The sequence below is a fragment of the Xanthobacter aminoxidans genome, assembly GCF_023571765.1.
GTDB classification, from domain to species: domain Bacteria; phylum Pseudomonadota; class Alphaproteobacteria; order Rhizobiales; family Xanthobacteraceae; genus Xanthobacter; species Xanthobacter aminoxidans.
The window spans coordinates 156598-179814 of record NZ_JAMJXC010000009.1 but is presented as its reverse complement, the minus strand read 5'-3'; the positions used below and the strand labels follow the sequence as shown (position 1 = coordinate 179814).

Below are 23217 nucleotides of genomic sequence, written 5' to 3'. Positions count from 1 at the left end.
TCCTCAACGCACGTCGGCACGTCGCTCGCCGAACAGCCCGGACGGGCGCACAGCGAGGAGGGCCATGACGAAGAGCAGCGGGTAGAGGTCGCCGAAGGCGCTGTCCCAATAGTTGGAAAATGCCTCCGCGCCCCCGAACAGCAGGCCACCGACCAGGATCCCGACGGGATTGGTGAAGCCACCCACCGCCGCGACCGCCAATGCCTTGATGGTGAAGATCAGCCCCATGTGCGGATGCACCGACACCAGCGGCCCGACCAGCACGCCGGAGATGCCGGCCATCAGCGCGGCGAGCACGAACACCAGCACCACCACGCCGCGCACGTCGATGCCGAAGAGGGAAGCCGCCTCCGGATTGAAGGCCACGGCATAGACGGCCTTGCCCCAGCGCGAGCCGAACAGGAACCAGTAGAAGGCGCCCACGACGACGAAGGCGGTGATGATGATCGCCGCCTCCTCGAAAAAGATTCCGACGCCGAAGATGTTGATGACGTTGTCGCGGGTCTTGGAGAACAGGGGCGGCGCATATTGCGCGGACTTGCCGAAACCGAGTTCGACGATGTTCTGGAGGATCAGCGCCGATCCCGCGGTGGTCAGCACCCAGGAATAGGCTCCGGCGCGGTCGCCGAGCCGGTCCAGGGGGCGGATGGCGAAGCGCTCCAGCAGATAGCCAAGCACGCCCATGATGACGAGCACGCCGAGCACCGCGAGGGGCGCCGGAACGCCCGCGGTGAGCATGCCGATGGAGGCGAAAGCGCCCACCATGAGGAAATCACCCTGGCCGAAATTCAGCCGGTGGGTGGCAAGATGGGTGATGAACAGGCCCTTGGCGGTGAGCGTGTAGATGGCGCCCATCGCGATGCCGCTGACGAGGAGCTGGAAAAAGTTGAGGAGGGTCATGACGCCCCTCCCCGGCAGGGCGGAAAGGACGGATGCGGTTCGGGCGGTCTCGTGTGCATGCGTTCTCCCGGAGGCTTTCTCCGGCCGGTCTTGCGCCGGCCTCGTCGTGCGAAAACTCAGCGGCCGGCGTCGGCCGGCGCGAACAGCGCAATGCCAGCGCTTCCGCCGCAGACGCGCATGCGGGCACCGAGCGGCGGCGCTTCGGCCTCCTCGAACGGCACGCTCGCAAGGCGCCCGGTCAGGCGCACACCGCAGTCGAGGTCCACCACCGCCACCGCATAGGGCCCGTCCGCCTGGAAGCGGGTCGGCGGACGGCGCACCAGCGTCCAGGAGACGAGGACACCGTCGCCATCGACCGTCACCGGTTCCATCCTGGGGCTGTAGCAGGAGGCGCAAAGCTCGCGCGGGCCCGGATCGAGCTGGCCGCAGTCGGCACACCGCAGGATCTCGATGACAGGCGAGGCGGAGAGGACGGAGGACATGGGCGGGTTGTGATCCAAATGGCTGTGATCGATGGTGAAGAACTCAGCGACCCTGGAAATCGGCCTCGCGCTTCTCGCGGAAGGCGGTGGTGCCTTCGACGATGTCCTGGCTCTGGCCGAGATCGTAGAAGGAGCGGGATTCGAGCCGCAGGGCCTCGCCCATGGGCATGCCGACCGCACGGCGCATCACCTCCTTGGCGAAGCGGTGGGAGAGGGGCGAGCGCTTCGCCAGCATCTGCGCATAGTCGAGGGTGAAGGCCACCAGGTCTTCGGCCGGCACGATGCGATTGACGAGGCCGATGCGGAACGCATGCTCGGCGTTCACGCGGTCGCCGGAGAGGATGATCTCCATGGCATGGCCCAGCCCGACGATCTGCGGCAACCGGATGAGCCCGCCGTCACAGGCATGGAACCCCCATTTGGCGTCCTGCAGGGCAAATTCCGCGTTGGGCGCGCAGAACCGGAGGTCGCAGGCGAGCGCCAGCTCGAACCCGCCGGAGATGGCGAAGCCATTCACCGCAGCGACGATGGGCTTGTCGATCTCCACGGAGCGGGTGATGCCGCCGAAGCCCGGGCCGTTGGTATAGCGGGTGCGGAACTCCGGGGCTGGCGTGCGGGCGAAATTCACCGTGTAGGTCTTGAGGTCGGCGCCGGCGCAGAAGGCCTTGTCGCCCGCGCCCGTGACGACCGCCACGTGGGCGCCGTCGTCGCGGTCGAAATCACGAAAGACTTCAACCAGTTCGTCATTGGCGGCGAAGTCGAGAGAGTTCATCACCGCAGGGCGGTCGATGGTGATGAGCCAGACCTTGCCGTGGCGGTCGCAGCGAATGTCGCCCATGGGATGTTCCGATGCTGTTGCGGGGGACGCGCTCAGGCGTCGGTCGCGCGCAGGATATTGACCGTGCAGGCGACGCCCGTGCCGCCGAGATTGTGGGTGAGGGCCACCTTCGCCCCCTTCACCTGGTTGGGGTGCGCGCCGCGCAGCTGGAGCACGCTCTCATAGATCTGGCCGAGGCCGGTCGCGCCCACCGGATGGCCCTTGGCCAGCAGCCCGCCACTGGCGTTGATGGGCCGGTCGCCGTCGACGGCGGTGCGACCCTCGGCGGCATAGGCGGCCCCCGCACCACGCGGCATCAGGCCGAGATCCTCGGCATCGATGATCTCCGCGATGGAGAAGCAATCGTGCAGCTCCACGCAGCTCACCTCGTCGGCGGTGATGCCCGCCTGCGCATAGGCTCCTTGGGCTGCGGCCACCGTCGCCTCGAAGGTGCAGAGGTCCGGATGGCCGGCGATGCGCGCGCTGCCACGCGCCTGCGCCGAGGCCAGCACTTGCACCGGCTGTGGGATCACGTCGCGCAGGCGATCGCCGGCGACGAGGAGCACGGCAGCCGCGCCGTCGCTGGCCGGGCAGCAATCGTAAAGTCGCAACGGATCGCAGATGAGGCGGGCGTTGCCGATCTCCTCGACGGAGAGCTCCGCGCCCATCTGGGCGAGCGGGTTCCGCAGGCCGTTGCCCTTGTTCTTGCGCACGACGGCGGAGATGTCGTCCCGCGTCGCGCCGTAACGCTGCTCATAGAGGCGCCAGGCAAGGCCGAACAGTCCGGGGAAGGTAAGCCCGCTCACCCCGTCACTGCGGAAATCCATGGCGCAGTTGAGTGCCGAGGTGACGGCCGCCGTGTCGGCATGGGTCATCTTCTCCGCGCCCACGGCGAGCGCCATGTCGCACATGCCGGTCGCCACCGCGAGATAGGCGTGGCGGAAGGCGATGCCGCCGGAGGCGCATGCGCCCTCCACCTTGGTGCAAGGAATCTGCGGCAGGCCGAGCCCGTCCGCCACCAGCCCCGCCAGCACCTCCTGCCCGAGCAGCGGCCCCGCGACGAAATTGCCGAGATAGAGGGCTCCGACGTCACCACGATCGAGCCCGGATTCGCGGATCGCCGCGTCCGCCGCGCGGATGGCGAGGGCCTCGATAGACGTTTCCGGGTGACGGCCGAAGGCCGAGGAGCCGATGCCGGCGACGAAGACCGGCCTCATGAGGTGGCTCCCTGGTCCTGGACACCCGCTGCGGCATCGGCCTCGGCAAGCCGGCGGCGCAGCTCGGTCTTGAGGATCTTGCCGTAGTTGTTCTTCGGCAGCGCCGCCTCGAAGCGGTAGCGCTTGGGTCGCTTGAAGCGGGCGATGTTGTCGAGGCAGAGCTGGTCCAGCTCGGAAGAGTCGACCTCCGCCCCCGGGCGCACGGCGACGAACGCCACCACCTCCTCGCCCCAGTCGGGATGAGGCGCGCCGATGACGGACACCTCCAGCACGCCTTCATGGCGCAGCAGCACCTCCTCCACCTCGCGGGGATAGATGTTGCTGCCGCCGGAGATGATGAGGTCCTTGGAGCGGTCGCGCAGCGTGAGGTAGCCGCGCGCGTCGAGGCTGCCGACATCGCCGGTGTAGAGCCAGCCGTCGCGCAGGGCGGCTGCCGTGCCGGCGGGGTTGTTCCAGTAGCCTTCCATCACGCAATCGCTGCGGGTGATGACCTCGCCCACCTCGCCGGGCGGGAGATCATGCCCGTTCTCGTCGACCACCCGCACCTCCTGCCCGGAGCGGGGGAAGCCGCAGGAGCCCAGCACGGCGTCGTCGGCCGGAGCACCATCGGCGCGCACATGCAGCGCCTTCGGCAGCAAGGTGATGGTCATGGGGGATTCGCCCTGGCCGAAGATCTGGCACAGCTTCGGGCCGATGACGCGCAGGGCCTGCTTCAGGTCGGCGACGTACATGGGTGCGCCGCCATAGTAGATGGTCTTTAGGTTGGACAGATCCGCGCAGAGCGTCGCCGGATGGTTCACCATGCGCGTGAGCATGGTGGGGGCGGCGAAAAGCGCGACCTTGCTGTAGCGCGCGATGGCCTCCAGCACCTCCTCCACATCGAAGCCCGGCAGCACCACCTGATGCGCCCCCTTCATCAGGAAGGGCAAGGCGTAGAGGCCCGCGCCGTGGGAGACCGGCGCGCATGCGATGTGGGTGTCATCGGTGTCGATGGGATCGACATCGGCATAGTAGGCGAGCGACATGGCCAGGAGGTTGCGATGGCTGAGCATCGCGCCCTTGGGCTTGCCGGTGGTGCCGGAGGTGTAGAACAGCCAGGCGCGTTCTTCCGGCGCCGCATCCTCGCAGGCGATGGGCTCGGCGGCGACAAGGCGCGCATAGGCCTCGGAGCCGGTCGTTATGATCGCGAGCTGGGCGAGGGCATCGATCTCGGCCGCAAGGGCCTCGGACAGGCCGGGCGTGGTGAAGAGCGCTTCGGCCTCCGCATCTGCCGCGATGCCGATCACCTCGCGCGGATGCAGCTTGGCGTTGACCGGCACGGCGCACAGGCCGGCGATCCAGCAGCCGAAGAGGCATTCGAAGAAAGCGCCGGTGTTCTCCATGAACAGCACGACACGCGCGCCCGGCTTGAGATCCATCGCGCGCAAGCCGCCGGCGATCCGGGCCGACCGATCGGCGAAGGCGGCGTAGGTGAGGGTACCGTTGGCGTCGGTGATCGCGGGTTTGTCCGGCAGGCGTCGCGCGGTCTGCAGGATGAGCGTGGCGATGCTCATCGGCCCTCCCTACCATTTAGTAGTTATATTTACTGATGAGTCAGGCTAGCTGTTTTGTGAGTTTTATGCAAGCATGCGACACAGTATTTGTTCGGAGGTCGGCGCGCCGGATGCGTTCTCCGGGAAGCCGCTCCTCGTTATCGCCGAAAGCAGGACCTGCCAGTTCATGAGTGACACTCCCAGCGCGGCGACCCGCGCTCCCGCGCCGGGGCGTGCGGCCTTCGACAGAGACGAGCAGCGCCGTCGCAAGCGCGAGGCGGTGCTGCGGGTGGCGGCATCCGCCTTCAACCGCCGCGGCTTCGCCAACACGTCCATGGATGATGTGGCGTCGGTTCTCGGCGTGTCGAAGCCGACGCTCTACCAGTATTTCAAGAGCAAGCAGGAGCTGCTCTACGCCTGCCACCAGGTGGCCATGGACAATGGCGAGGCGGGCCTCGCCCTCGCCGCGGCCCATGACGGGACGGGCCTCGAAAAGCTGATCATCTACCTGCGTCGCTACATGGAAGGCATCTTCGGCGACCTTGGAAACTGCCCGGTGCTCACCGACGTGGATTCGCTGGCACCTGAAGATCGCGCGAACGTGGTGGCGCGCCGAAAGCGCATCAGCGCCGCCACGAAGGAACTGATCGCCCTTGGCGTCGCCGACGGCTCCATCGGCCCCTGCGACCCGAAGCTCGCGAGCCTGTTCGCCCTCGGCGTGGTCAACTGGATTCCGGCCTGGTATCGGGATTCCGGCCCCAACACGCCGGAGGAGATCATGGAGAGCTTCGCGGCTCTCCTGATCTCCGGCCTTGCGGCCCCGGCGTCGCCGAAGCCCACGCGCAAGAGAGCGAAGTCACAGGCCTGATCCCTCCCCTCGCGCCGCCGGACCGTGATCGCCCCGGCGGCCGAACGGCGCGGCTACTTCTGGGGCATCAGCTTCGGCGCGGGCACCACCGTGTCGCCCTTCCAGATGCCGAGGAAGATGTCGCCCTGGCCGAGGCATTCGTGGTCGTTCGGCCCGAACGGCTTCGCCGGCGTGGCGGAGACCGCCTGGACGCCGTCGATGTTCTCGATGGCATCCCGCAGCTTCGCCGGGTCCGACTTGCCGACCTTGTCCACGGCGGCGAACATGATCTGGCCCGCGTCATAGCCGAGCGCGGCGACCACCGGCCAGCGATAGTCCTTGCCGTATTTCTCGGTCATGCGCTTGTTGAAGGCCTGCGCCTTCGGATCGGAGAGGTCGAGAGCCTGGCCCATGGCGGTGCCCTGGATGGCTTCGACGCCCACGATGTCCTTCACCTTCAGCGAGGAGAGGCCCCAGTTGCCGGCGAAGGTCGGCTTGTAGTCGAGCCGCGGCAGGGGCCGATACGGCAGCTCGAACGACTCGTGAAAGTGCAGGATGAGATCGACGCCGGCATCGCGCATCTTGATCATCTGTGGCGTCAGGTCGTTGACGCCCGGCGCTGCCGCCTCGACTGCCGCAAGCTCCACGCCGCGCGCCTTCAGGCCGGCGGTCGCCTCCTGTGCGGCGAAGTTGCCGTAGCCGGTGGTCGAGTGCAGCAGGCCGATCTTCTTGTAGTTCTTCACCGCCCAATCGAGGATCGCGTCGATCTGGTATTTCTCGATCATCGAGCAGCGGAAGATGAAGCTCGGCTTCTGGTCGATGAACTTGGTGGTGATGTCCGTGGCGGCTGACGGCCCGGCGATGAGCGGCACGCCGGCGCGCTGGAGCACGGGGGCAAAGGCCATGACATTGCCGCTCGACACCGTGCCGATGACGCCAGCGACGCCATCGTTCTGGATCAGGCGCTGGACCACCGAAACAGCGCGCTGGGGATTGGCCTCGTCATCATAGACCACAAGCTCTATTGGCGTCTTGCCACCCTTCGCCTTGTAGTCTTCCAGCGCCAGCTTGACGCCTTGCAGGTAGCTCTCGCCGAAGTCGACGATGGCCGGCGGTCCGCTCAGGCCTTCCACCACACCGATCTTGACCGGCGTCTGGGCCCGCACGGCGCCAACCGGCGCGAGCAACAGCGCCATGGCGGCGCCCGCGAGCAGCGCGCCTCCTCCTGATCCCATCCGAACCATACCCGCTCCTCCCCATCAAAACTCATCGGTTCCGCAGTTCAAGGCGACCGCAAAACTCGTGAGTAAGTTTTATATCTTTATAGTAGGGGTATCGGATCAAACTGCGCACCGCAAGGGGGAAGTGCCCCCGAGCGCAAACCGGCCGGAGCTCGGTGCGGTCCGGCCGGCACGTCGCAGTGTCGATCTCGCTGGCGCTGGTTTCCTGTCCAAGGGGCGCGCTTCTGCTGGACACCGGCGGAGGGTGCGGTGCGAGCCGATGGCGCTCCCGCCGATCACGTCAGGGCGCTTGAACCTGAGATCGGCCGCTGGCCGAATTTGGCTTCACGGGAGGGGGAGAACGGCCGGCCCTACCGCATTCTGCCGCTCTATGATCTAAAGCTCACCGTCGCAAACCGACGGATGTCAAAAGGATTGCGTCAGCTCTACGGCCCGATAGACGGCTTGAGCCAGGGCGCCCGGTTCGTAGCAATCGTCGATCTGGGCATCGGCCGGATTTCCCCAGTCGGTGTGCCAGAGCTGGGGATCGGCCGAAGACGCAGCGTCGAGCCTGCCGACAACGACAGCATCGAAGTTCTGCACGTGATCGCAGGGATCAGCGACCGATATGTCAATTTGCGCCCCGCGCTCCAGCAGCAGTCGGCGGTTGAGAACGCGAAAGCCCGGATGAGCGTCAAACCCGATGTCCCGCGCAGGAGTGCGGAGCGTGACGGCGAGGCCTCGATCCGCCAAGAGCAGGGCCGCATCCACGGCGGCAAGGTCATCCCCGGCAACCAGCACGCGGCCCTTGATCGAGCCCGCTGTGTCGGCAAGCACGGCGTAGGCGGTCACAACCGTCTTTGACGCCGATGCCGCATCGATGCGAGCCGGCTCGAGGCGGCGCTCGCGCCAGATCAGGTCGAAACCTGCGGGGGCCACTCTGCCGGGCCGGATGTCCACGCCCTCGGCGCGGGCGCGTTCCACGACCGCACGCACGGCGACAGCATATTCCGCCTGACCCGGCACCCGGCTGCGCCACGCCTGCATGCCTCCGAGCGGCTGCGCGCCATGGGCCAAAGTGACATCAAGGCCCCGGCGCGCCGCGAGCCAGGCGGCCGTGAGGGCCGCGAAGCCGGCGCCCTGCACCAGCAGCCGCATGCCCTGTTTCGGGGCGGGCGGAGCCAGATCTCGCTCGCGGCCGACGAAGGGATTGACCGGGCAGATCATCTCCGGTCGTGCGCTGCGGCCGAGGCAGAGATTGCACGACATGCAAGCAACCGCCGCCGGCCCCGCGCCTCGGTACAAACGGTTCGGAAAATCCGGATCGGTGATCGATCCACGCCCGATCGCCGCGAGGTCGATCTTGCCTTCCGCCAGCGCCGCCTCTGCGCGTTCCGGGCGCTTGATGCGACCGACCCCCACCACCGGAATGCCGATGGCCCGCCGCACCACGCCGGCGCGGTCCAGCCAGGGGCCTTCCGGCTCGCCGGACAACATGGTCAGTTGGTTGTAGGATTCATAGACGCCCACGGACAGGGAGATCACGTCGCACCCCAGCGCCTCCAGTTGCCGGGAGATCGCCACGACGTCCGCCGGAACGAGTCCATCCGGGACGAATTCCTCCACGCTCATGCGCACGAAGAGAAGAAAGTCGGGACTGCAACGGACCCGAATGCCCGCGACGATGCCCGCAAGGAAGCGCAGGCGGTTCTCCGGCGAGCCGCCATAGGCATCCTCGCGCCGGTTGGAATAGGCGGAAAGGAAAGAGGCGGCCAGATAGCCATGGGCGGCATGGATCTCCACGCCGTCAAATCCCGCCTTCTCCAGCCTCCCCGCCGCCGCCACATAGGCCTCCTGCAACGCGGGAATCTCGTCCGCCGACAATGCCCGGGGCATTTCACGCATCAGCGGGCATGCGATTGCCGAGGGGGCGACAAGCTCCTGCCCGGTCAGGCGGCTGGAGGTTTGCCGGCCGCCGTGGTTGATCTGCCCGATGGCGAGGGCCCCATGGCCGCGGATCGCCGTGGCGAGGCGCGCGAGGCCCGCGATCCGGGACTCATCCTCCGCCATAAGCATTCGGGCCATCACCCGCCCTCCCGGGTGCACACCGATATTCTCCGTCACCACGATCCCAAAGCCGCCCTCGGCGCGGGCCTCCAGATAAGCGGCAAGGCGCTCGCCCGCCGAACCGTCAGGCTCGGCGAAATGGGTCGCCATGGCCGGTACGATCAACCGATTGCGCGCCGTTTTCGCCCTGAGCTGGAGCGGTGTGAAGAGATGGGGAAAGCTGGCGTGGGCTGGCATCGGAGAAGGACTCGCTGAAGACCGCCGGCGTCGTCGGTCGCCGGCGTCGGAACAGGACCGGCGGCGCGCCGCCGCCGGTTCGAAGCATTGGTGGATGGGCCGCACCCCGCCGTTCAGATCCTCACTGGCCGGAGACCAGGGGGCAGCCCCCCTCGCTCATCGGGCGAAACGCATCCTTGCCGGGGATGGTCGCGACCTGCTCCAGCAGGTCCCATTCGCCCTTCGACTCCTCCGGCTTCTTCACGCGGAACAGATAAAGGTCCCGGATGACGCGCCCATCCGCCCGCACTTCGCCGTTTTTCGTCATGAAATCGTTGATGGGCGTGGCCTTCATCTTTGCCATCACCGGCTTGGCACCGTCCGTGCCGGTACCCTGGACCGCCTTGAGATAGTGCATGACAGCGCCATATATGCTCGCCTGCATCATGGTCGGAGGCTTGCCGTGAATGGCCTGGAAACGTTTGGAAAAGGCCCGCGTCTCCGGCGTCTGGTCCCAGTAGAAGGCCTCGGTGAAGGTCAGCCCCTGGGCGGCCTTGAGGCCGAGGCTGTGCACATCGGTGAGTGTCACCAGCAGACCGACGGGCCGCTGCCGATTCCCCGCGACACCGAATTCCACGAGCTGCTTCATCGTGTTGGTCATATCGGCGCCGGCATTGGCAAGGCCGATCACCTTCGCGCCCGATGCCTGCGCCTGAAGGATGAAGGATGAGAAGTCTGTGGTATTAATGGGCGCGCGGACGCCCCCCACGACCTTTCCGCCGCTGCCCTCCACCACCCGGCGCGTGCTCTCCTCAAGCGACTGGCCAAAGGCGTAGTCCGCGGTGATGAAGAACCAGGTGTTCCCGCCATCCTTCAGGGTCGCCAGAGCCGTGGCGCGCGGAATGGCGTAATTGTCGTAAGTCCAGTGGATGCCGTTCGGCGAGCAGTTCTTGCCCGTCAGCGCCGGCGTCCCCGCCGCGATGACGATGTTGATCCGATCCTTCTCGCGGGTGATGTCCTGAACCGCCAGAGCGACGGCGGAATCGCCGAGGCCGAAGATGGCGTCCACCTTCTCCTGATCGTACCAGCGACGCGCGATGGTGCTGCCGACGTCCACCTTGTGCTGGAGATCACCGGCAACCACTTCCACCGGCTTGCCGAGCACCTTGCCGCCGAAATCCTCCACCGCCATCCGGGCGGCCACCACGTCCCCCGGGCCCTGCAGGTCGGCATAAGGGCCTGAAAGACCGTCGAGCACCCCGATCTTGACGATATCGTCGGAGACCTGTGCCTGGGCGATGTCGGCCCAGGCGATAAGCGCGCCGAGGGTCAACAGCGTGAATCCTATGGGATGCTTGCTCCTGGACATGGCGTTTCCTCCACCGTTGTTTTCTTTTCGTTTTTCTCGGGCACGGGCGACTGCGCGCCCTTCAACCCTTTGCGCCGTCACCCGAGATCGGGAAACGGCTTCGTCTCTTCAGGATCGCGGTAGGCTTCCACGAGCGGCAGCGGCAACGCGGCGATCGTTCCGGCCTTGCTCGCAATGCGGCGGCGAAAGAGGTCGCGGGCGGCGACATGAGGGTCGGCCATGGCTTCCTTGATGGAGGCGACGAGCGACACGCAGGCGTCCTTGCCGGCGAATGCGGCTATGAGGTCGCCCGAGGGGCGCGCCGCCACGGCCGTCGCCACGTCGGCCTTGCTCGCGTTCTCGCTCAGGCCGAGCACCGCGCAGAAGGTCCGCCAGAACTGATCCTCCAGGGGAGCCGCCGCCAGGTGCCGGCCATCGGCGGTGCGATAGATGGCATAGCGGGGCGAGCCGCCGGTGATGAGTTCGCCATTGGGCGACGGCCATTGGCCAGCCGCGACGCCGGCGAGCGTCCAGTAGAGGAACGGGAACAGATTGTCCGTCATGGAGATATCGAGATGCCGCCCGCGCCCGGTCTGGGTGCGCTCGATCACGGCCATCAGAATGTTGATGATGGCGGGATAGGTTCCCCCGCCGATATCGGCCAGCGGGATCGGCAGAAGCGACGGGGTGCCGTCGCTGTCGGACACCAGCGAGAGGAGCCCCGCGTCGGCGCCGTAGTTCATGTCGTGCGCGGCGACATGCGCCTTCGGACCGTCCTGTCCGTAACCCGTGATGGAGCAATAGATGAGACGCGGATTTTCCGCCGAAAGCGCTTCGTAGGAGAGGCCGAGCCGCGCCATGACGCCGGGACGGAACTGCTCGACGAGGATATCCGCGCCGCGCGCAAGCTCCTTTGCCTGTGCAAGACCGTCCGGGGACTTCAGATCCAGCGCAACGCTGGCCTTGCCGCGATTGAGCAGCGCGAATATGGCGCTGTCCGGCCCGACGCGCGGCTCGTAGCCGCGCATCTCGTCGCCCTTGCCCGGACGCTCGATCTTGACCACGTCCGCGCCAGCCTCTGCCAGCATCAGCGTGGCGAACGGGCCGGGCAGAAGGGTCGAGAAATCGACCACCTTCAGTCCACGCAGGGGCAAAGCTCCCCCCTCCGGGCGCGACGCGTCCTGCCCCTCGCGAGCATCCATCCTGGAGATCCTCCTCATCCGCCGTGCGTTGCCGCGCGCGGCTCAGACCATGACGAAGCCGCCATTCACTCCCAGCACCTGACCGGTGATGTAGGCGGCGCGGGCAGAGGCCAGAAAGGCGACCGCGTCAGCCGCGTCCTCCGGCCGGGTCAGGCGGCCCAGGCCTTCGCCGATGGGGTAGTTGCGCAGCACCTTGCGCAGGGTCTCATCGCTCTCCACCGTCGCCGTCAGCTTCTGGAAGCCGGCGATGGGATTTTCGTGGGCGACCGCCGACAGGGACACGGCATTGACCGTGATGCCGTGCGGCCCCAGCTCCTTGGCGATGGCGCGGGAGAAACCGATGATGGCGGCCTTTGCCCCCGAATAGACTGCCATGCGCGGTTCGCCGACACGGCCGGCGTCCGACACCATCGACACGATCTTGCCGGCGCGCCGCTCCACCATGGAATCCGCCACGGCGGCCACGCAGTTCATGACGCCATAATAGTTGAGATCGACGATCTTCTTCCAGAAATGCGGCGCCATCTCCCGGAAGGTCGGCATGCCGATCTCTCCGGTGCGCCGCTCCGGCACCACGCCGGCATTGTTGACGAGAATGTCCACAGGACCGAGCGCTTCTGCGATCCGGGCCACGCCCGCACGGGCGGCGTCAAGGTCGATGATGTCGAACGGCACCGCCAGCGCCGTGCCGCCGGCCTCGGCGATCTCGGCCGCGACCGCCGCACAGCGTTCCGGCAGGATGTCGTTGACCGCGACCCGCGCGCCTTCGGCCGCGAGGCGCTTGCAGATGGCGCGCCCGACTCCCATGCCACCGCCGGTGACGAGGGCCACCTTCCCTTCGAGTTCGAGTTCCATCGCGTCATCCCACCAGAATATGAACCGAAGTGGCGCCCGCCTCGATCTGGGTGACGCCTCCGCCGACCGTGTGCGCGAGACCCACCCGCGCGCCCGGCACCTGCCGCTCGCCGGCTTCTCCGCGCAGTTGCCAGAACATTTCCGCGATCTGCGCGACCCCGGTCGCGCCCAGGGGATGACCGCGGGCGAGCAGGCCGCCCGAGGGCGACACCGCGACGCGCCCGCCGATGTCGAACCATCCTTCGTCGACGCCGCGCCCTCCCTCCCCCGGCGCACAGAAACCGAGGTCCTCGTAGTGCACAAGCTCGGCGATGGTGAAGGGATCATGCAGCTCGCACAGGTCCACGTCCTCCGGACCGATCCCGGCGACTTCATAGGCCCGGCGGGCCGCGCGGATGGTCATCTCGGAATGGTCGTCCGCCATGCCGACGCCGTTGCGGATGCCGGACGCGAGAATGGCGGCGCGGACTTCCACCGGCCGCGCGGTGTAACGCCGCGCCACCCGATCGGACGCGAGGATGACCGCGGCGGCGCCATCCGACACCGGGCAGCAGGACAGGCGGGTCAAGGGCTCGGCGATCATGGGCGCGGCAAGCACGTCCTCGACCGTGATCTCGTCGCGCCACGGGGAATAGGGATTGCGCACCCCGCCGCGCCGGTTCTTCACCGCGATGCGGGCCAGCTGATCCAGCGTGGTGCCATAGCGGTCCATGTGCTTGCGCGCCATCATGGAGAAGACGGAGGGCATGACCCGGCCCATGCTGCTTTCGAGATCATCGGCAACGAGCGGGGTGAAGCCCCCTTTGGCCGAGGCGAGCTTTTCTGCACCGATGGCGATGCCGATATCCGCCTGACCAGCCTTGATGGCGTTGACGACGCCCCAGACCGCCGATGCGCCGCTCGCGCAGGCGTTCTCGCAATTCACCACCGGCATGCCGGTCATGCCGATCTTCAGCAGCACCTTCTGGCCGAAACACTGCCCCTGATAGGCGTGGCCGGCATAGGCCAGTTCGATATCCTCCGGGCGCACGCCCGAACTCTCGATGGCCGCCCAGGCGGCCTGCCGCGCCAGTTCGTGGACCTCGACCGTGGGATGCGGCTTGAACTGCGTCATCCCGGCGCCAATCACATGGACCGCACTCATAGGTTCTCATCCTTGATCGGGCGGAATTTCGGTCCGAGAACTCGCGTGCCGTCGGGATCGGTGCGAATGGTGCCGATGACGAGATCCAGCCGCTGGCCGATGTGCAGGTCGGTTCCGGCCCAGTCGGCGATCTGGGCCGTCAATGTCGGGCCAGCGTCCAGCTCCACGATCCCCAGAACGAGGGGAGAGTCGTAGCCGGGCATGCCGCGGTGGATGCGGGTGAAGTTGAGGAGCCGCCCGGTCCCCTCCAGCTCGCACGTTTCCATGGTCCCGGCCCGATGGGTCACCGGGTTCATCACCTGCACCGGGTAGAACAGCTCCCCCGTCTCGCGGCAGCGGCTGCCGAGAAGGCGCGGCGGCGGGCCGGCGACGAACAGGTCGTCCCTGAGATTGCGCGTGGCCGTCATGAATGCATGTATCCGTCGTCTACGGAGATGATGGCGCCGTTGATGACGGCGCCGGCTTCGGGCGAGGCGAGCAGCAGCAGGGTTCCGTCGAGATCATGCGGCTGCGCGATCCGGCGCTTCGGCAGGGCCGCCGTGATCTTCTGCCCGGCCTCGGAACCGAAGAACGCGGCATTGAGGGCGGTGGCGACATAGCCGGGGCAGATGGCGTTGACGGAGATGCCGTGACGCGCCCACTCGATGGCCAGCGCCCGCGTCATCTGCACCACCGCCGCCTTGGACATGCCGTAGACGCCGAGTTGCGGCATGGGCACGAGCCCCGCCACGGACGCGATGTTGACGATGCGGCCGGCGATGCCCCCCTCGATCATCCGCTGGCCGCAGACCTGAGCCACGAAGAAGGCGCCACGAACGTTGGTGGAGAACACCCGATCGAATTCCGCCTCGGTGGTGGAAAGCGCCTTGGCCTGCACCGCGATGCCCGCATTGTTGACGAGGATATGGATCGGCCCCAGCGCCGCCTCCACCTCGGCGACGCCGGCCTTGATGGCGTCGACGGACGCCACGTCCATGGCGACCGGCACGACGGTGCAGCCCAGCGCGTCCGCTTCGCGCGCGAGATCTTCAAGGAGGCTGGTGCGCCGAGCCGCGGCGGCGACGCGCGCGCCCTTGCGCGCCAGCATCAGCGCGAAATGCCGTCCGAGCCCGGAGGATGCCCCTGTGACAAGAACCGTCTTGCCCGCCAGCTCCCGCGCGTCGCTCATGCCGCATTCTCCCGTGCCTGCTGCCTCAGCAGGAATTTCTGAACCTTTCCCGTCGCCGTCTTGGGGATCGGCCCGAACGCGAAGCCGCAGGGAACCTTGAAGCTGGAGAGCCGAGCCCGGCAGTGCGCCTCAAGTTCCGCAGCATCGAGCGCCACACCGTCCCTGACCTCCACGAATGCGAACGGACTTTCGCCCCACCGTGCACTCGGAACCCCGACAACGGCGGCGCTGAGCACATGGGGATGGGCGCAGATGGCATTCTCGATCTCGATGGACGAGATGTTCTCGCCGCCCGAGATGATGATGTCCTTGGACCGGTCCTTCAGCTCGATCGCACCATCTTGGTGCCAGACCGCGAGGTCGCCGGAATGGAAGTAACCGCCGGCGAAGGCCTCGCGGGTCGCTTCCCGATTCTTGAGATAGCCGCGCATCACCACATTGCCGCGGAACATCACCTCGCCCAGCGTGGTGCCATCGCGCGGAACCGGCTCCAGGGTCAGCGGATCGGCCACGATGGCGCTGTCCAGAACAAGGTTGGGAATGCCCTGCCGCACCTTCAATGCCGCCCGCTCGGCAGGCGCCATGGCAGCCCATTCCTCCTGCGGCTCGCGGAAAATGGCTGGTCCCCATACTTCGGACAGGCCGTAGCCTTGATCGAGATCGATCCCCATCTGCTCCAAAGCGAGGAACTGCGCCGTGGTCGGTGGAGCGCCCGCCGTGAGCATGCGCACCTTGTGCGACAGGACGGGCCGTTCCGCCGCCGGAACCTGGGCGATCATCTGCGCGATGACCGGCGCGCCGAAGACATGGGTGGCACCGTGGCGGGCGATCAGTCCGAGGATCGCGCCGCCGGAGGGTTTGCGAACCAGAATGTTGGTGGCGCCCACCCCAGCCATGGGCCACAGATAGCACCAGCCGTTTGCGTGGAAGATGGGGACCACCCAGACCAGCCGGGGACGCCCGCTGACGCCGAGGGCGAGCATGTTGCCGAGGGATTCGACGAAGGCATTGCGGTGGTCATAGACCACGCCCTTCGGCTTTCCGGTGGTGCCGGACGTATAGCCGAGCGTGATGGGTTGCAGCTCGCTCGACGGCTGGGCCGAGCGGAAGGCGGGGTCGCCCTCCGCCAGCAAGTCCTCGTACTCGATCGAGCCGATCCGCGCGCCTCCGGGACCGCCGGGGTCGGCGATGTCGACGACCAGAGGCGGCTGCGCGAGCGTGGCGAGGGCCTGTCGGGCAAGCTCAGAGAATTCGGTATCGACGAGAAGCACCTTGGCTTCGCAATGGGCGAGGATGTAGGCGACAGTCTCGGGCTCGAGGCGCGTGTTGACGGCATTGAGCACGGCCCCCGTCATGGGCACGCCGAAGTGCGCCTCGTAGATGGCCAAGCCGTTGGGCGCCAGTACCGACACCGTGTCGCCGGGACCGACGCCGCGTCGCGCCAGCGCCGAGGCCAGCCGCCGGCATCGCGCGGCGGTCTCCCGCCACGTCAGCGCGATTTCGCCGCTGACAACGCTGGTTCGGTCGGAGAAGTACTTCTCCGCCCGATCGAGGAAGCGCAGGGGCGTGAGAGGCGCATGGCACACCCGGTCCAGAGGCAGGTCGTCGTAGATGCTCATTCCCCGGCCTCCCGCAATAGGGAGGCATGGGAGGGTTCAGCCTTGTCCGCCTTCTGGCGCGCCACGACCGCCAGACGCGGCGGGGCGTACTGCGCCTGCCCGTACACCTCGAACAGCGCCCGCGTCACGTCGTAGTGGTCGGCGAGCCCGGAGCCGAGGAGCGGCGCGAGCAGGCCCTGCCGATATCCAAGCCCCAGCTTGAGGCACAGATCCATGTCCTCGGCCGTCGCAAGGCCGTCGTCGAGGGCCGTGAGGGCGAGGTTGAACTGCGGTCGCAGGAGGCGGTCGACGATGCGGCCGGCGCGGTCCGCGCATCGGCTGACGGTGAAGCCCGCCGCTTCGAAGACGGCCTGGGCGGCATCGAGCGCATTCGGGCGCGTGGTGCGGCCGGCCACCAGTTCGATCAGATCCGATGGAGGATTGGCTCCGAGCCGCCAGCGCGCGAAGCCGACCAGGTTCGACGACGCCGGCGGATCCTCCTCGCGCTCATAAGCCGCCAGGCATTCCGTACTAAGCTCCACCAGCACCGCCGTCCGCTCCGGCGCGACGCAGCGCGGGGCCATCGCGGGGCCGAGCAGCACAAGCACCGCACCTTCGGCGGTGGCACCATCGATGAAAGCGTGTGTGCCTGGAAATGCACGACTTTCGCCTGTCCGCGCGATCGAATAGCTCAGGTCCGGCATCATACCTCCCCACGTTCGCGGCTGCCCATCCGGCGCCAGCGCTTGGTTTTTCTCGTCTCAGGCGCCGAACAGGGCGTCGGAACCGTAATCAAAGAACCCGCGCCGGGTTTTGCGGCCGAGCTGCCCGGCCGCCACCATCCGGCGCAGCAGCGGAGGGGGAAACGTCCGCGGATTGTTGGTGACCGAGAAGAACGCCTCCGAGGCGCGCAGCTGCGTGTCCAGCCCGATGAGGTCGATCAGCTCGCACGGCCCCATGGCGAAGCCCATGGCCGCCTTCACCGCCTTGTCGATGTCGGCGGGCTCGGCGACCCCGGCCTCCACCATGCGGATCACGTCGTTGTGGTAGGGCACGCAAAAGAAATTGAGCACGAAGCCCGGCCGGTCCTTGGTCTCGACAGGATGCTGGCCGGTGGCACGCTGGAAGGCCCAGGCTTGATCCCAGCTCGCCGCCGAGGTCTGGATCGCCTTTGACATCTCCACCAGCCGCATCAGTTGCGCCGGGAGGCAATAGTGCGCTCCGACCACCCGATCCGGCCGCCCCGAACCCGCCGCGAGCTCGGTGATGGAAAGCGTCGAGGTGTTGGTGAGAAAAAGGGTGTCATCCCGGCACACCGCATTCAGGGTCGACAGCAGCCGCTGCTTGGCTGCCAGTTCCTCGTAGATCGCCTCGACGACCACGTCCGCCTCGGCGAGGGCTGAGACGTCCTTGACGTAGGACAGGCGCGCGGTCGCCGCCGCCGCGGCCGCGGCATCGAGCTTGCCCTTGCGCACCGAGCCTTCGAAAAACGCCTCCACCTGCCGCTTTGCGCGGTCGAGGGCATCAGGGCTCTCGTCGAACACGAGGGTGTTCAGCCCCGAGCGCGCAATGGTGATCGCGATGCCGGCACCCATCGTCCCCGCACCGGCGACCGCGGCGGCGTTCCACTCCCAGGCCATCTGCAACTGCCTTTTTTGAATTTATATTCAGTTTTTATCGCACCCCTCCAATCTTCGTCAAGACCTGACCGCAGGCTTCCGTCCAAACCGGGCATTTCGTAGATCGGCGTTATAGTTCGCCGTAGCCTTTGCGAATGCGTGATCTGGCGCACCACCGGGCCGGTCTCGAAAGGGGAGGCGCGCGTGTTCCGCTATTGACAGCGCCAAGCGCCTTCAGTCAAAAATGATTGAACAAGTAATTATTTTATGACGGACGCTCCATGCTGCCGCTGCATCGCCTTCCCCCAGCACCTGACGCACCGCCCTGCACGCTGCTCGCCGGCGTCAGAGTGCTTGACCTCACCACCTCCATCGCCGCCCCCTATGCCACCATGCTGCTCGCCGATCTCGGCGCGGAGATCACGAAGATCGAGCGACCGGGGCGCGGCGACGACTCCCGGGCGTGGGGACCGCCTTTCCTCGACGGCGAGTCGCTCTGGTACCTGAGCGTGAACCGCAACAAGGCGAGCGTGACGCTGGACTATGCCCAGCCGGAGGGCCTCGCGGTGCTGCACCGCCTCGTGGCGGTCAGCGACGTGGTGGTGCTCAACCTCGTTCCGCGGGTTCAGAAAAAGCTGAAAGTGGACCGGGAGACGCTGCGCGCCCTCAACCCGAACCTCGTGTTCGTCTCCATCACCGGCTTTGGCCTCGATGGCGTGCGGGCCGACAAGACCTCCTACGATATCGTGGCGGAAGGCTTCAGCGGGGTCATGGACCTCACCGGCGAGCCGGACAGCCCGCCGCAGAAGGTGGGCACCCCTGCGGCCGATCTTCTCTCGGGCATGGATGCCGTCATCGGCACGCTCGCCGCCCTGTACGACCGCGCGAAGAACGCACGGGGCCACACCATCGACGTCTCCATGTTCGAGAGCATGACCCGCTTTCTCACCCCCCGTGTGGTCACCTATCTCGGCTCCGGCGAGGTGCCCCGCCGCTCCGGCGGCAAGGACAGCGTCATCGCCATCTACCAGGCGTTCGACACGGCCGACGATCCGATCACCCTCGGCCTCGGCAATGACGGCTTGTGGCGCCGCTTCTGGGAGGCGATCGGCGACCCGGCCTTCGGCGCCGATCCGCGTTTCGGGAGCAACGCCGACCGCCATGCGTCGCGGGCGGAGATCGTGGCGCAGATCCAGGCGCGCCTTCTCACGAAGCCGCGCGCCCACTGGCTGGACCTCTTCGATGCCGCCGGCATCCCCTGCGGCCCCATCAACCGGATCGACCAGATGGTGGAAGACCCGGAACTTCAGGCTCGCGGCTTCCTCTACCGGATGGAGGACAACGGCCGCACCATTCCCCAGGTCGGCCTCGGCATCGGCATCGACGGGTCCACCTGCGGGCCACGCCGCGCCCCGCCGGCGCTGGGCGCCGATACGCGCGACGTGCTCGCCTGCTGGATCGGACTCGATGCCACAGAAATCGATCGCCTGAGTCGCCAAGGAGTGATCTGACCCCCATGACCATACTGGACAGGCTCGATGCTCAGCTGGACCTCAGCGAGAGCGAACGCATGCTATTCGACAGCGTCTGCACGCTCGCGCGGGACCAGTTCGCACCGAAGGCTTCGCATTACGACGAAACCAGCGCGTTTCCCTGGGAAAACGTGCAGGCGATCAACGCCCTCGGCCTCAATGCCATGTTCATTCCGGAGGCCTATGGCGGCGCCGAGCTGAGCTATCGCGCCTATCTGGCCTGCGTCCGGGAGATCAGCCGCGCCTGCGCGTCCACCGGCATCATCTGGGCGACCAACTTCCACGCCATCAAGCCGGTGGTGGCCTTCGCCAGCGAGGAACAGAAGGCGCGTCTCCTGCCGCGCATCGCGGATGGCGGCCTCGCGGCACTCGCCATCACCGAGCCCGGCGCGGGGTCCGACGCCACGGGCATGAAAACCCGCTTCACCCCCGATGGGGACGACATCATCGTCGACGGCGGCAAGTGCTTCATCACCAACGGCGACGTGGCGGATCTCTATCTCCTGTTCGGCAAGTGGTCCGAGATCGAGGACCCCAAGGCGGCGATCTCTGTGCTGGTGCTCGAAAAGGGTACTCCCGGCCTTTCCGTGCTGGGCACGGAGAAGAAGATGGGACACCGCGCCTCCAGTACGGCGGTCCTCGCCTTTGACGGCTGCCGTGTCCCCCGTGCGAACCTCATCAGCGCGCCCGGTGAGGGGCTCGACATCCTTTTCGGCTCTCTCAACCGGTCGCGCCCGAGCGTCGCCGCCCATGCGCTGGGCATCGCGCGGAGCGCGTTCGAGCGGGCTGTCGCCTACGTCAACGATCGCAGGCAGAACGGCCGGCGCATCATCGACAACCAGGGCATCCAGTTCCTGCTCGCCGATCTCGCCACGGACATCGTGCTGGCCGAGAGCTGGCTGTGGCGTGTGGCGGACATGGTGGAGAGCGGCACGGACGACTTCGGCATCGAATCCTCCATGCTGAAGATGAAGGCGACGGACGTCGCCATGCGCGTGACCGAAGAGGCCGTCCAGCTGTTCGGCGGCTACGGCTACTGCCGGGAATACGAGGTGGAGCGCCTGATGCGCGACGCCAAGATCACCCAGATCTGGGAGGGCACCAACCAGGTGCATCGCCAGCTGATCGGCCGATCGTTCGCGCAGAAGAAGAGCAACCGCTGATGTTCGACCTCAAGCTCGACGGCGCGAAGGCCGTCCTCACTTTGTGCCGCCCGCCGGTCAATGCCATCAACGCGGAATGGCTCGCAGGCTTCCACGCCTTGCTGGACCGGCTGGAGGGCGCGGCTGGATTGTCGGCCCTCCTGATCCGCTCTGATCAGAAGATCTTCTGCGCCGGCATGGATCTCGACCACGTCCGCGCGCTCTTCGCCCGCGCCGACGGCGCGGACGCCATGGTGGGCGACGTGTCCGAGTTCCAGCGCCTGTTCGCCCGCATCGAGGCCCTTCCGGCCGTGGTGGTGTGCGAGATCGGCGGCGCGGCGCTCGGCGGCGGCCTCGAACTGGCGCTCGCCTGCGACATCCGCATCGCATCGCACAAGGCGAAGCTCGGCCTGCCCGAAGCGCGCCTCGGGCTCATCCCGGGCGCCGGCGGCACCCAGCGCCTGACCCGCCTGTGCGGACGGGGAATCGCCTCCCGCATCATCCTCTCCGCAGACACGCTCGACGGCGCGACGGCAGAGCGACTCGGCCTGGTGCAATGGTCCTGCCCCCCGGAGGCGCTGGAGGCGACCGTAGAGGCGGTGGTCACCCGCATCGCCGGGCTCGCGCCGGCGGCCGTTCGCGAGGCGAAGGCCCTCATCGCCGCAGCCGGCGACCCGGCGCGAGACGGATACGCCGAGGAACGCGAGGCGGATCGCCGCCTGTTCGACCAGGCCGACACACGAACCCGCATCGCCGATTTTCTCGCCGGTGCCCGCTGAGGAGCGCGTTTCATGGACTACACGGATATCCGCTACGAGGTGGCAGACCGCATCGCCACCATCACCATCGACCGCGAAAAGCGGCTCAATGCCTTTCGCGGACGCACGGTGGAGGAATTGCTGCACGCCTTCCGCGCCGCCTGGGCGGATGACGATGTGGGGGCGGTGATCTTCACCGGGGCGGGCAACAAGGCGTTCTGCGTCGGCGGAGACCAGAAGGAATTCGTCGAGACCGGAAGCTATGGCCTGAGCCAGAACGGGCGCTGGGAGATCGAGGACCTGCACGTCGCCATCCGCTCCATTCCCAAGCCGGTCATTGCCGCGGTGAACGGATTCGCCATCGGTGGAGGCAACGTCCTGGCAGCGGTGTGCGACGTGGCGATCGCCGCCGAACACGCCCGCTTCGGACAGGTCGGGCCGCGCGTCGGATCGTTCGATGCCGGCTGGGGCACCCATCTCACCCGGCTCATCGGCGAGCGCAGGGCACGCGAGATGTGGTTCTTCTGTCGCCAGTACACGGCGACGGAGGTGGAGCGCTGGGGCCTTGTCAACAAGGTGGTGCCGGGGGACAGCCTGATGGCCGAAGCCACAGCCTGGGCGCGGGAGACTGTCGCACTCAGCCCGACGGCATTGAAATTTCTTAAATGTGCGTTCAATTTGGAGACCGGTGGACTGGGCGCGCAGGCGCTGTTCGCCGATGCCGGCCTCCAGCTGTATCTGGAATCGCCGGAGTGCCAGGAGGGTCGGGTCGCCTTCGCCGAGAAGCGTGCCCCCGACTTCGCGGCCAGACGGAAGGGATAAGGGGCTGGATGGATCAGACCGTGCTGCCAACGCGTCGACCCGCCCGCAAGAGCGGGACGACGCCGACGCGCCGCCACCGCAAGACGGAGCAGCGGCGCCAGCAGATTTTCTCCGGGGCGCTCAGCTGCTTCGAGCAGAAGGGCTACCATGAGACCACAGTCGCCGATATCGCGGCCGCCGCCGGCGTCAGCTCGGGCCTGATCTACCAGTATTTCAACGACAAGCGCGACCTGCTTTTCCAGGTGATCCTGGAAATCCTCGAAGCCTACAACCGCGACGTCCCGAGCGCGCTGATCGGCGTCAAGGACCCGCTGGAACGGCTCCAGGCCGCGGCGATCGCCTATTACAAGGTGATCGATCAGCGCGTTCAGGCCACCCTGTTCGCCTATCGCGAGAGCGCCTCCCTTGAGAAGGAGCAGATCGCGATCCTGAAGTCCAAGGAGCTTCAGACCAACCAGTTGATCGTGGACTGCGTTCTGGAATGCGAACGCGCCGGCTTCTGCATGGACGTTGATCCGGAACTCGCCACCTACTGGATCATCAACTCCGCCCACGCCTGGGGGCTCAAGAACTGGCGGCTGCGCAAGGTCATCAGCTTCGAAGACTATGCCCGCAAGACCCTTGGCGTCATCATCCGCGGCATGTTGAATGACGCGGGCGAGGCGCATTTCTCACGCCACAACCTGCTGGATGGCCGCCCGCTCTGATTTCCTCCACCGCCCCTGTGCCAA

Annotated in this window: 22 protein-coding genes; 6 read left to right on the top strand and 16 right to left on the bottom strand. The window is 67.1% G+C overall.

Annotated elements, in window-relative coordinates; translation table 11 throughout:
* Positions 1–3 precede the first annotated feature (3 nt).
* From EJ105_RS15545 to EJ105_RS15525, 5 genes are all read right to left on the bottom strand, one after another.
* A complete protein-coding gene (locus EJ105_RS15545) occupies positions 4–900 on the bottom strand; it encodes a branched-chain amino acid ABC transporter permease (protein ID WP_250167080.1) in 897 nt (298 codons plus the stop codon).
* Between the two features lie 116 nt (positions 901–1016).
* Positions 1017–1382 carry a Zn-ribbon domain-containing OB-fold protein gene (locus EJ105_RS15540; RefSeq protein WP_250167079.1) on the bottom strand — a complete coding sequence of 122 codons (366 nt, stop codon included), beginning with the start codon at positions 1380–1382 and terminating at the stop codon, positions 1017–1019.
* A gap of 43 nt (positions 1383–1425) precedes the next feature.
* A complete protein-coding gene (locus EJ105_RS15535) occupies positions 1426–2220 on the bottom strand; it encodes an enoyl-CoA hydratase/isomerase family protein (protein WP_250167078.1) in 795 nt (264 codons plus the stop codon).
* A 32-nt stretch (positions 2221–2252) separates the two neighbouring features.
* On the bottom strand, positions 2253–3416 hold the full coding sequence (locus EJ105_RS15530) for a thiolase C-terminal domain-containing protein (protein ID WP_250167077.1): 1164 nt from the start codon (positions 3414–3416) through the stop codon (positions 2253–2255).
* Positions 3413–4969 (bottom strand): acyl-CoA synthetase, encoded by a 1557-nt coding sequence (locus tag EJ105_RS15525; RefSeq protein ID WP_250167076.1) that lies wholly within the window; start codon positions 4967–4969, stop codon positions 3413–3415. The genes EJ105_RS15530 and EJ105_RS15525 overlap by 4 nt, the downstream gene beginning before the upstream one ends.
* Before the next feature lie 166 nt (positions 4970–5135).
* Between EJ105_RS15525 and EJ105_RS15520 the strand changes: the two genes are divergently transcribed.
* Positions 5136–5816: a TetR/AcrR family transcriptional regulator gene (locus EJ105_RS15520; RefSeq protein ID WP_250167075.1), complete on the top strand. Its 681-nt coding sequence runs from the start codon at positions 5136–5138 to the stop codon at positions 5814–5816.
* Between the two features lie 53 nt (positions 5817–5869).
* On the opposite strand, the gene EJ105_RS15515 is transcribed toward EJ105_RS15520, so the two are convergent.
* The 11 genes from EJ105_RS15515 to EJ105_RS15465 form a co-directional block, all read right to left on the bottom strand.
* Positions 5870–7030 carry an ABC transporter substrate-binding protein gene (locus EJ105_RS15515; RefSeq protein ID WP_250167074.1) on the bottom strand — a complete coding sequence of 387 codons (1161 nt, stop codon included), beginning with the start codon at positions 7028–7030 and terminating at the stop codon, positions 5870–5872.
* Positions 7031–7441: 411 nt separating this feature from the next.
* Positions 7442–9319: an oxidoreductase gene (locus tag EJ105_RS15510; protein WP_284145470.1), complete on the bottom strand. Its 1878-nt coding sequence runs from the start codon at positions 9317–9319 to the stop codon at positions 7442–7444.
* A 121-nt stretch (positions 9320–9440) separates the two neighbouring features.
* Complete coding sequence (locus EJ105_RS15505) at positions 9441–10667, bottom strand: ABC transporter substrate-binding protein (RefSeq protein WP_250167072.1); 1227 nt, start codon at positions 10665–10667, stop codon at positions 9441–9443.
* A gap of 77 nt (positions 10668–10744) precedes the next feature.
* On the bottom strand, positions 10745–11848 hold the full coding sequence (locus tag EJ105_RS15500; RefSeq protein WP_250167071.1) for a CaiB/BaiF CoA transferase family protein: 1104 nt from the start codon (positions 11846–11848) through the stop codon (positions 10745–10747).
* 42 nt (positions 11849–11890) lie between these two features.
* Positions 11891–12703 carry an SDR family NAD(P)-dependent oxidoreductase gene (locus EJ105_RS15495; protein WP_250167070.1) on the bottom strand — a complete coding sequence of 271 codons (813 nt, stop codon included), beginning with the start codon at positions 12701–12703 and terminating at the stop codon, positions 11891–11893.
* Between the two features lie 4 nt (positions 12704–12707).
* Positions 12708–13847, bottom strand: a complete 1140-nt coding sequence (locus tag EJ105_RS15490) for a thiolase family protein (protein WP_250167069.1) — start codon at positions 13845–13847, stop codon at positions 12708–12710.
* Positions 13844–14254 carry a Zn-ribbon domain-containing OB-fold protein gene (locus EJ105_RS15485; protein WP_250167068.1) on the bottom strand — a complete coding sequence of 137 codons (411 nt, stop codon included), beginning with the start codon at positions 14252–14254 and terminating at the stop codon, positions 13844–13846. The genes EJ105_RS15490 and EJ105_RS15485 overlap by 4 nt, the downstream gene beginning before the upstream one ends.
* Complete coding sequence (locus tag EJ105_RS15480; RefSeq protein ID WP_250167067.1) at positions 14251–15015, bottom strand: SDR family NAD(P)-dependent oxidoreductase; 765 nt, start codon at positions 15013–15015, stop codon at positions 14251–14253. Before EJ105_RS15480 ends, EJ105_RS15485 begins: the two co-directional genes overlap by 4 nt.
* A complete protein-coding gene (locus EJ105_RS15475; RefSeq protein WP_250167066.1) occupies positions 15012–16634 on the bottom strand; it encodes an AMP-binding protein in 1623 nt (540 codons plus the stop codon). Before EJ105_RS15475 ends, EJ105_RS15480 begins: the two co-directional genes overlap by 4 nt.
* Positions 16631–17317 (bottom strand): 3-hydroxyacyl-CoA dehydrogenase family protein, encoded by a 687-nt coding sequence (locus EJ105_RS15470; RefSeq protein WP_250167065.1) that lies wholly within the window; start codon positions 17315–17317, stop codon positions 16631–16633. The genes EJ105_RS15475 and EJ105_RS15470 overlap by 4 nt, the downstream gene beginning before the upstream one ends.
* A 57-nt stretch (positions 17318–17374) precedes the next feature.
* Positions 17375–18253 (bottom strand): 3-hydroxyacyl-CoA dehydrogenase family protein, encoded by an 879-nt coding sequence (locus tag EJ105_RS15465; RefSeq protein ID WP_250167064.1) that lies wholly within the window; start codon positions 18251–18253, stop codon positions 17375–17377.
* A 260-nt stretch (positions 18254–18513) separates the two neighbouring features.
* Here EJ105_RS15465 and EJ105_RS15460 point away from each other — a divergent pair, with 260 nt between their 5' ends.
* The 5 genes from EJ105_RS15460 to EJ105_RS15440 are packed head-to-tail and all read left to right on the top strand — an operon-like array spanning position 18514 to position 23193.
* Complete coding sequence (locus EJ105_RS15460) at positions 18514–19743, top strand: CaiB/BaiF CoA transferase family protein (protein ID WP_250167063.1); 1230 nt, start codon at positions 18514–18516, stop codon at positions 19741–19743.
* A gap of 5 nt (positions 19744–19748) precedes the next feature.
* Positions 19749–20927, top strand: a complete 1179-nt coding sequence (locus tag EJ105_RS15455; protein ID WP_250167062.1) for an acyl-CoA dehydrogenase family protein — start codon at positions 19749–19751, stop codon at positions 20925–20927.
* Complete coding sequence (locus EJ105_RS15450) at positions 20927–21685, top strand: enoyl-CoA hydratase/isomerase family protein (RefSeq protein WP_250167061.1); 759 nt, start codon at positions 20927–20929, stop codon at positions 21683–21685. The genes EJ105_RS15455 and EJ105_RS15450 overlap by 1 nt, the downstream gene beginning before the upstream one ends.
* A gap of 12 nt (positions 21686–21697) precedes the next feature.
* Complete coding sequence (locus tag EJ105_RS15445; RefSeq protein ID WP_029557347.1) at positions 21698–22486, top strand: enoyl-CoA hydratase-related protein; 789 nt, start codon at positions 21698–21700, stop codon at positions 22484–22486.
* Positions 22487–22494: 8 nt separating this feature from the next.
* Positions 22495–23193, top strand: a complete 699-nt coding sequence (locus EJ105_RS15440) for a TetR/AcrR family transcriptional regulator (RefSeq protein WP_051679054.1) — start codon at positions 22495–22497, stop codon at positions 23191–23193.
* The last annotated feature ends 24 nt before the right edge of the window (positions 23194–23217 follow it).